Annotated in this window: 6 protein-coding genes; 3 read left to right on the top strand and 3 right to left on the bottom strand. The window is 59.9% G+C overall.

Annotated elements, in window-relative coordinates; all coding sequences use genetic code 11:
* Positions 1-176: 176 nt before the first annotated feature.
* The 3 genes from AC1Q6Y_RS05635 to AC1Q6Y_RS05625 are packed head-to-tail and all read left to right on the top strand — an operon-like array spanning position 177 to position 3,742.
* On the top strand, positions 177-836 hold the full coding sequence (locus AC1Q6Y_RS05635) for a paraquat-inducible protein A (protein ID WP_057713288.1): 660 nt from the start codon (positions 177-179) through the stop codon (positions 834-836).
* Positions 823-1,446 (top strand): paraquat-inducible protein A, encoded by a 624-nt coding sequence (locus AC1Q6Y_RS05630; protein WP_007997011.1) that lies wholly within the window; start codon positions 823-825, stop codon positions 1,444-1,446. Before AC1Q6Y_RS05635 ends, AC1Q6Y_RS05630 begins: the two co-directional genes overlap by 14 nt.
* Positions 1,439-3,742, top strand: coding sequence for a PqiB family protein (locus AC1Q6Y_RS05625; RefSeq protein ID WP_057713289.1), 2,304 nt, complete (start codon positions 1,439-1,441; stop codon positions 3,740-3,742). Before AC1Q6Y_RS05630 ends, AC1Q6Y_RS05625 begins: the two co-directional genes overlap by 8 nt.
* Before the next feature lie 204 nt (positions 3,743-3,946).
* Here AC1Q6Y_RS05625 and mksF read toward each other — a convergent pair whose 3' ends face one another.
* The 3 genes from mksF to mksB are packed head-to-tail and all read right to left on the bottom strand — an operon-like array spanning position 3,947 to position 8,752.
* Positions 3,947-6,787 (bottom strand): Mks condensin complex protein MksF, encoded by a 2,841-nt coding sequence (mksF, locus tag AC1Q6Y_RS05620; protein ID WP_057713290.1) that lies wholly within the window; start codon positions 6,785-6,787, stop codon positions 3,947-3,949.
* Positions 6,784-7,485 carry an Mks condensin complex protein MksE gene (gene mksE, locus AC1Q6Y_RS05615; protein WP_090457698.1) on the bottom strand — a complete coding sequence of 234 codons (702 nt, stop codon included), beginning with the start codon at positions 7,483-7,485 and terminating at the stop codon, positions 6,784-6,786. Before mksE ends, mksF begins: the two co-directional genes overlap by 4 nt.
* The gene (mksB, locus tag AC1Q6Y_RS05610) at positions 7,475-8,752 is read right to left on the bottom strand and encodes an Mks condensin complex protein MksB (RefSeq protein ID WP_174245530.1); all 1,278 of its coding nucleotides are present in this window, start codon (positions 8,750-8,752) and stop codon (positions 7,475-7,477) included. Before mksB ends, mksE begins: the two co-directional genes overlap by 11 nt.
* Positions 8,753-8,796 lie beyond the last annotated feature (44 nt).

The raw sequence follows: 8,796 nt of genomic DNA, 5'->3' as shown, positions 1-8,796 counted from the left end.
CCCCATGTGAGAGTAGGTCATCGTCAAGATTAAATTCCGAAACCCCTATCTGCGTATGCAGGTAGGGGTTTTGTTTTTGTCGTAGAAAAAGCACGATCAATCAAGCACAAATTGGCGCAGTTATTTTTGTCCCGGGACACTAGAATAGGTCCAACTTTTTCAGAGTCAGAGCGCTTATGCCGGATTCGGTTGACGCCAAAGAGCTGTCAGAAATACCACTGGAAAATCTGGTTGCCTGCCATGAGTGCGACTTGCTCATGCGTAAACCCGAACTCGCCCATGGCGAAAAAGCCATGTGCCCGCGCTGTGGCTACGAGCTTTATGCCAATCGGTACAACGTCGTACAGCGCAGTCTCGCCCTTGTCATAGCCGCCTTGTTGTTGTTTATTCCGGCGAACTTTTTACCCATCATGCAGCTCAATCTACTCGGGCAGTCTTCGCAAGACACTGTCTGGAGCGGCGTTGTCGCCCTTTTTGACACGGGTATGCAAAGCGTTTCAGTGATTGTATTCCTGTGCAGCATGGGGATCCCGCTGCTCAAGCTGCTGTGCCAACTGACCGTATTGTTGAGTATCCGTTTTGATGTCGGACGCAGCTACGGCTTGCTGCTCTATCGCATTTATCACCATATACGCGAATGGGGGATGCTCGAGGTTTACTTCATGGGCGTACTGGTAGCGATCGTAAAACTGGCAGATATGGCAGCCATCACCGTAGGCCTCGGCCTGGTGTGCTTCATTGGTTTGTTGCTGATTCAAGTCTGGCTGGAGGTCGTAATGTCTCCACACCAGATCTGGCAAGCGTTATCAGGAGAGGATGCCCATGCGGGCGATTGATGCGGGCATTCTGATTTGCAAGGAATGTCATGAATTGAACAGGCAGGAAGCTGATACCGATGAGCAAGTCTGTACGCGCTGCGGGGCGCTGGTACACGCCCGCAGCCCGAATAGTCTGGTGCGCACCTGGGCATTGCTGATTACCGCCGCCATTCTTTACATACCGGCCAATTTGCTGCCGATCATGACCGTGAACTCCTTGGGCAAAGGTGCGCCGAGCACGATCATGGCAGGTGTGATCGAACTGATGCACTACGGAATGTTCCCCATTGCGGCCGTGGTGTTTATCGCCAGTATCGTGGTGCCCACGTTCAAGCTGGTGGGCATCGCTCTGCTGCTGTTTTCCGTGCAGCGCCGTCAGCCCCTTTCGGCTCGCCAGCGTATCTGGATGTACCGTTTCATTGAATTCATCGGCCGCTGGTCGATGCTCGATATCTTTGTGATTGCCATCCTCGTGGCGGTCGTGAATTTTGGGCGGCTTGCCAGCATCGAAGCCAATCTTGGCGCCATCGCTTTCGCCACGGTGGTGATTCTGACGATGCTTGCCGCGGTAACTTTTGATCCCCGACTGATTTGGGATAACACGGAGTCGGACGACGACCATGACTGATTTGCCTGTAGCGAAAACCCGACCGGCTTCGAACTGGTCTGCCATTTGGGTGTTGCCCCTGATCGCCTTGATCATTGGCGGCTGGCTCGGCTGGCGTGCCTATAACGAGACCGGTATCGAGATTCAGGTGCGTTTTGAGAGCGGCGAGGGCATTCAGGCCAACAAGACCGAAGTTGTCTATAAAGGCATGTCGGTCGGTAAGGTCAAAAGTCTCAAGCTCGATGACGAAGGCAGTTCCAAAGGCGTGATCGCCAGCATCGAAATGAACAAGGACGTAGAGCCATACCTGCGAACCAGCACGCGTTTCTGGCTGGTCAAGCCGAGCGTGACGCTGGCAGGGATTACCGGTCTCGAGACGCTGGTTTCAGGTAACTATGTCGCCATCAGCCCGGGGGAAGGCGAGCCGGTCCGCAAGTTCAAGGCCCTGGCCCAGGAACCGCCGCTCTCCGATGCCCAGCCCGGTCTGCACTTGACTATCAAGGCCGACCGCCTGGGCTCGCTGAACCGTGGCAGTCCGGTGTTTTACAAACAGATCAAAGTGGGCCAGATCAAAAGCTATGTATTGTCCGAGGACCAGAACACTGTCGAGCTCAAGGTCTTCATTGAGCCGACTTACGCCAAACTGGTGCGCAAACACACACGTTTCTGGAATGCCAGCGGCATCAGCATCGACGCCAATCTGTCGGGTGTGAAGGTCCGCAGTGAGTCCCTGGCCAGCATCGTCGCCGGTGGTATTGCGTTCGCCACACCCGAAAACCGAAAGGACAGTCCGCCTACCGATCCGAGCCTGCCGTTCAGACTCTATGAAGACTTTGACGCCGCCGCCGCCGGTATCCGGGTGAAGGTCAAGCTCAGTGATTTCGACGGCTTGCAGGCCGGTCGCACACCGGTGATGTACAAGGGTATTCAGGTGGGCAGCCTGAAAACGCTGAAGGTCGATGCGGATCTGTCTGGCGCAACCGCCGAGTTGACGATGGACCCATTGGCCGAGGATTACCTGGTCGAAGGCACTCAGTTCTGGGTGGTGAAACCGTCGATTTCCCTGGCGGGGATTACCGGTCTCGAGGCGTTGGTCAAAGGTAACTACATCGCTGTACGGCCTGGCGACAAGGGTTCGGCGCCACAGCGGGAGTTTGTAGCCCGGGCCAAGGCACCGCCGCTGGATCTGCGTGCACCGGGCCTGCACCTTGTTTTGTTCACGGAAAACCTCGGTTCGCTGGAAGTCGGCAGCCCGGTTCTCTACAAGCAGGTCAAAGTCGGCTCCGTACAGAGCTATCAGTTCTCCCGCAAAAAGAAACAACTGATCATTGGCGTACACATCGAGAAGGAATATGAAGGCCTGGTCAACGCCTCGACGCGCTTCTGGAACGCCAGTGGCATCACCCTCACGGGCGGACTGACCGGCGGGGTCCAGGTTAAAAGCGAGTCGTTGCAGAGCTTGATGGCCGGCGGCATTGCCTTCGAGACCCCGCAGGACAACGCCCCGTTGCAGAAGCGTATTCCACGTTTCCGTCTGTTCGCGAACCATGAAGACGCTACGCAGAAGGGCGAAGTCATCACGCTCAAGCTTGATCGCGCTGATGGCCTGCGTACCGGCACTCCGATTCGTTTCAAGGGGCTGGATGTCGGCAAGGTGGAGGATGTTGATCTCAGCGAGGACCTGCAATCGGTGCTGTTGACCGCGCGGATTACCGAAGTGCCAGAGCGCATTGCCCGGGTCGGCAGTCAGTTCTGGGTGGTCAAGCCTGAACTGGGCCTGATCAAGACGTCCAACCTCGAAACCCTGGTGACCGGGCAATACATCGAGGTACAACCGGCGCCGAAGAACCTGGGACCGCAGAAGAACTTTGTCGTTTTGGCCGCCGCGCCCGAAACTGCCAAGCAGGAAGCGGGATTGAGTCTGGTGCTGAGCGCGGCACGTCGCGGTTCGCTGAAGGCCGGGGTGCCGGTGACGTATCGCGAAATCACCGTGGGCAAGGTGACCGGTTATGAACTGGGCCAGACCGCTGATCGCGTGCTGATCCATATCCTGATCGAGCCGAAGTACGCGCCATTGGTACGCAGCGGTACACGATTCTGGAACACCAGCGGTTTCGACTTCGATGTCGGCCTGTTCAAAGGTGCAACGGTGCGTACTGAATCACTGGAGACGATGATTCAAGGCGGTGTCGCCTTTGCCACGCCGGATGGCGAGCGCATGGGTAGCCCGGCGCGACCGGAGCAGACGTTCGCGCTGTTCGACAAGTTCGAAGAGGAGTGGCTGGGCTGGGCGCCGAAGATTTCACTCGGTAAGTAGTTTTCTGGCGTCTGTGATGACGCCTTCGCGGGCAAGCCCGCTCCCACAGGGGGGCTGGGTTGTTCCTGAAGATATGCGATCAAATGTAGGAGCGGGCTTGCCCGCGAAGAGGCTCTGAAGTTCACTGCAAAGCTAAATGACACACCTATGAAAAAGGCCGCGATCCATTGGACCGCGGCCTTTTTATTGCCTTCGATTCAAGCCTCAGACCGCATCCAGCTCCGGTTCATCCGCTTGTTCGTTGATCGTCGCCCTTACCTGATCGTGACGACGGATGTACTTCCAGTCCGCCTCATCGATGTAGATACCGGCCGGGCCGCTGCCACCCTCCAGGTCGATGGCGACACTGGCGCAGACCTGCGGCTTCACGCTCGCCAGGATCGGCACGAAGCCCAGTTGCAGGCTGGTTTCCAGCAATGCGGCCTGGTTCTTCTCATCGATGTCCGCCGCCTCGTCGAGGTAGTACGGCAGGCGCACGCGACCGGCCTGGTCACGGTCCATCAAGTGCAGCAACAAGTACATGTTGGTCAGCGCCTTGATGGTCATGGTGGTGCCGTTGGACGCCGCGCCGTCGATGTCGGTGTGGATCACCGGTTGGCCGTTGACCTTGGTGATCTCGAACGCCAGTTCGAACAAGTCCTTGAGGCCGAGCTGGTTGTGGTTGGCCGCCACCAGCCGCGCCAGGTATTCCTTGGCCTCTTCGTTCTTGTTGTCCTGCTCGGCACTTTGGCTCAGATCGAAGACCGACAGGGTTTCGCCTTCTTCGTACTGACCTGCGCTGTGAATGATCTGGTCGATGTGCTTGAGCGCTTCCTTGTTCGGTGCGAGCACGATGCGGAAGCTTTGCAGGTTGGAGACCTGGCGTTTGTTGATCTCGCGGTTGAACAGTGCCAGTTGGTGTTCGAGGCTGTCATAGTCGCTGCGGATGTTGCGCAGGGTCCGGGCGATGTCTGTCACGGCGGCACGGCGAGCCTTGCCCAGGGTCAGGGCTTCGTCGGTACGGTGCGCATAGGCGTTGATCAGCAGTTGCAGGCGACGCTCCATATCGTCTTCGCTGTCGAACTTGGCCACGCCCTTGAGGCGTACCTGGGCGTACAGCGCTTCGATCTGGCCGTCGGCCCGCAGCAGGCCTTGCCAGCTGTCCTGATAGTCGTTGAGCAGTGGCAGCAGGTTGTCCATGGAATCGTCGATCGGGTCCATGAACGGTGTGCCGAACGGCAGGTCCGCCGGCAACAACTGGCGACGGCGCAGGGCGTCATCGAGGGTGCGTTGCTTGGCTTCCATGTCGCCGATCTGCCGGCCGACCAGCTGCAGCTTGGCCGACAGTTGCTGGACGCGCTCGGTGAAGGCATCGCTGGAACGCTTCAATTCGTCCTGTGCGGCTTCCATCTGTGCCATCTGTTCCAGCTTGTCGCCTTCCTCGGCGCTCAGGGTTTGCGCGCGACGGAAATCTTCCAGGGCTTTCTGCGCATCCAGCACTTGCTGGTACAGCACTTCAGTCTGGGTCTTGCTCGCGGCGCGGTCGGCCGCCACGGCCTGCTGGGTCTTCAGTTGCTTGAGTTCTTTGTCCAGGCGCTCCTTCTGGTCGCGCAGGGCTGCGCGGTCAGCCAGGGCCTGCAGCGCCGGTGGTTCGATGTGCGAGATGTCGATGGACAGGCCCGGCACTTCGAAGCGTTCGCCTTTGAAACCGTCGAGGATCAGCTCCACGGATTTGACCCACTCGCCGTCGTCGTCGAGGGTGATGCCGTGTTCACCCAGCGGCAGGCTGAACAGTGCGCTGTTGAACAGGCGCATCAGGCGTTCGACGTCTTGCTGCGAGAATTCTTCACGCAGACGGGCGTAGCTGTTGTTGTCGGCGTGATCGAGCTGCTGCTTGACCGACTTCAGGCGTTTTTCCAGGTCGCGCAGGCGCTCGTCCAGGTCTTCCGCGCTGAACTGGCGGGACTGTGCCAGCGCACCGGCCAGTTCATCGTGAGCGTCCTTGGCGGCCAGCAGCTGCTGCTCCAGCACCTTGACGTCATCGACCAGGGCAAAGCGATGCTTGAGCACCGACAATTCGCCGAGCCAGCGCTGGATGCCGGTGATTTCCCGTTCCAGACGCATCAGTTCCTGGGTGCCACCGCGCTGGTCGTTTTGCAGGGCATCCTGCTCGTTGCGGTAGTGCTCGGCCTGAATGGTCAGCTCTTCCTTGCGCGCACTGGCGTAGTCCGACCAGGTGCCGAGCAAGGAGTCGAGCAGCGGCGAGATCCGGTGCAGTTTGCCGCGCAGGATGTCGCGTTGCTTCACGCCGTTGGCCAGGGCTTCGACCAGCGGGCCGGCGGCGACCAGCGAGTTGTAGTCCTGCTCCATGCGTCGTACATCGCGGAACGCTTCTTCACACGCGGCGATGTAGTCGACGCTGCCGGAACGCAGGCTGTGCTCGAAGGCATCGAGGAACAGCTGCTTGAGCTTGGCCGCGGTGATTTCGCGCATGTGCAGCAGGTTGATGAACAGCGCGCGGAAGGTCTTCAGGCTCTGCTCGCTGGTGGAACGCAGCGGGATCAGCGTCAGGTCCAGCGGGATCGAAGTGTGACCTCCAACCAGCAGGCGGCGCAGTTCGTCCGGCTTGAGTTCGTAGGCTTTCAAGCCTTCGCGCTCAAGGTTGGTGAACAGTTCTTTCTGGCGCAGGCAGGTGTCGTTTTTCTGGTAGTGGGCCAGGTCCAGTTTGCCGGCATAGGCAAAGAACTGGTGACCGAAGCCGCCGCCCGGGCCGCGACCGACCACACCGATCACGTGGGGGCCGTGGGGCAGGTTCACCTCTACCAGGATGTAGCTGGTGTCCGAGGCGAAGTAGAAGCGCCGGGACTGCTCCAGGCTGTACTTGCCGAAGCTCATGTCCGACATGCGCGCCAGGATCGGGAACTGCAGGGCGTTGATCGAGGCGGATTTACCCAGGTTGTTGGCGCCGTATACCGATAGCGGCTCTTCCAGCGGGAACAGGCCGAGGCTGTAGCCGGCGGTGTTCAAAAGGGCAAAGCGGCGGATGCCGTAACGTTCCTTGCTCATGCGTCGAGCTCCTGTTCTTCGGCGATGGCGCGGGCCAGTGCGTCTTCTTCGCTTTCGTCTTCAAAACCCGCGAGGTCGAGCGGGTCATCGGTCTGCAACAGCTTTTCGTCGCTGTCTTCGTCGATCAGCACCGGTACCGGCAACGGCAGGACGCTGTGCAGGCTGGCGGCCAGATCGCGGTCCTGTTGCACCGACAGGCACACATCGAGGAAGCGGTGCATCGGCGGCAGGAAACGGTAGACGCCGTTCTCTTCGCTGGCGAAACCGAGCTGAGTCATGCGGCGCATGATCTTTTCTTCGAGCTCGTCCTGGGTCTGCACTTCGGCCTGGATGAACAGGTCGCGGTACTTTTCCAGCAGCGACGGCAATTCATCGCGACCGAGGCTGCCGCCGTCGAGCACGGCGATCGGGTCGCGGCCCTGATCGGCCAGGTGCTCGACGAGGATAAAGGTGAACAGCGCCAGACGCTGGGCGGTCTTGTTCACCGCCGCCGCTGCGAGGTCCGGCACGAAGTAGTAGAAGCCACGGGTGTCGCAGACCAGTTCAAAGCCCAGGGCCTTGAACAGCGTGCGGTACTGGTCCTGGAAGTTCGACAACTGCGCGTACAGCTCCGGATCGCGGCGGCTGACGTGATAACCCTTGAACAGCTCGCGAAAGATCGGCGCCAGCTGGGACAGTTCGGATAGATCAAGATGCATAGGGAGTGCTCGCAGAATCCTCGGCGGCGGTGTCGCTGACCGAGAGCAGGGCGAAGGAGCGCAGGCTGACCTGGTGCTCGTGAGTATGGTATTCGCGACGTTCCAGGCGCTCGCGCTTGAAGCGTTTTTCCCGCGACAGGCGCGAGAACCAGTACAACAGTTCGTCGGTGGCACCGTCCGGTTCCTGCTCCAGCAGCCAGGTCATCAGGTCCGGCATCGGCAGGGCGTCTTCGCAGCGTTCGAGCATTTCCCGAACGGTGCGTGGCGCCCGTGGCGCTTCGCCTTTCTGGGTCTTGTGAGCCTTGGGGAAGCGCGCCGGTTTCGGTTCGAAGCGAGCCAGGGCATAAACGTAGGCTTCGACCTGGCTGGCACTGCCGAGGAAGGTGCTCTGTGGGCGAGTGAACATCGGCATCGCCGCTTGCGGCACGGCGTCGATGCCTTTGCGGCGGATCATCGACAGGGCCAATGCGGCGCCACGGGTCACGGCGTTGTGCCGGCGCGCCTCTTCGCGCAGCGGCAGCAGCAGCTCGCGGGCGTGACGCAGGGTCAGCTGGGCGCTGGTCTGCATTTCGAGGATGCGCGCGTGGGTGCGCAGCAACATGTCGTCGTCGACCAGGTGGCCGAGGCGCTGCTGTTCGCTGAGCATCTTCAGCAGGACGGTTTCGACCTTGCGCACGCCTTGTTCGAAGGCGCCGTCGGCGTTCACCAGATCAATCATCGGCTCGACGTATTCGTCCCAGGTCGCCAGCACTTCGGCGTAACGCTGGCGCAACGGAATCTGCCGGTCGCTGGTTTTCGCCCGTTCGGCGACGGCCACCAGTGCCTGTTCGTCGTTATCGAGTTTTTTCAGCACGTCACGCACGCGCATGTCGAGCAGGCGCAATTGGCGGGCGAGGTCGTTGCCGTCGCGGATATCGAATGCGTCCTGGATATAACCGGCCAGACGCTCGAGGTGGCGCAGGTAGGCTTCGATCTCCAGGCACAGGCCCAGACGGTGTTCACGGCGCAGATAGGCGAGGAAGTCGTGAATCTGCGCATTGAGCTCGAAACGGTTCGGGCTTTTGGCCACGGGAACCAGGATGTCGAGGCGAATCCACACATCCAGCAGGCTGGTGATGTCCTGCGGCGTACTGTCGAGTTGCTGGGCGGCCAGTTGCGTGCGCAGTTCGTTCAGGCTCAGTGTGCCTTGGTCGAAGTGCTCGCACAGTGGCTCCAGAAGTGCCCAGTGTTCAGCGAGGGCGCGCAAGACGCGCTTGGGTTCGATCATCGGAATGGCCGGCTGGTTGGCGATTAAAAGCCGCGATTGTACTG

The organism is Pseudomonas sp. GW823-FHT06E10 (genome assembly GCF_058794995.1).
Note: the sequence above shows the minus strand (reverse complement) of the source record. Positions and strands in the feature narration are given on the sequence as shown.

Excerpts from the sequence above, each read along its gene's own strand:
- mksE (WP_090457698.1), bottom strand. The coding sequence starts at position 7,485 with ATGCATCTTGATCTATCCGAACTGTCCCAGCTGGCGCCGATCTTTCGC.
- mksF (WP_057713290.1), bottom strand. The coding sequence starts at position 6,787 with ATGAGCAAGGAACGTTACGGCATCCGCCGCTTTGCCCTTTTGAACACC.
- AC1Q6Y_RS05630 (WP_007997011.1), top strand. The coding sequence starts at position 823 with ATGCGGGCGATTGATGCGGGCATTCTGATTTGCAAGGAATGTCATGAA.
- AC1Q6Y_RS05625 (WP_057713289.1), top strand. The coding sequence starts at position 1,439 with ATGACTGATTTGCCTGTAGCGAAAACCCGACCGGCTTCGAACTGGTCT.
- mksB (WP_174245530.1), bottom strand. The coding sequence starts at position 8,752 with ATGATCGAACCCAAGCGCGTCTTGCGCGCCCTCGCTGAACACTGGGCA.
- AC1Q6Y_RS05635 (WP_057713288.1), top strand. The coding sequence starts at position 177 with ATGCCGGATTCGGTTGACGCCAAAGAGCTGTCAGAAATACCACTGGAA.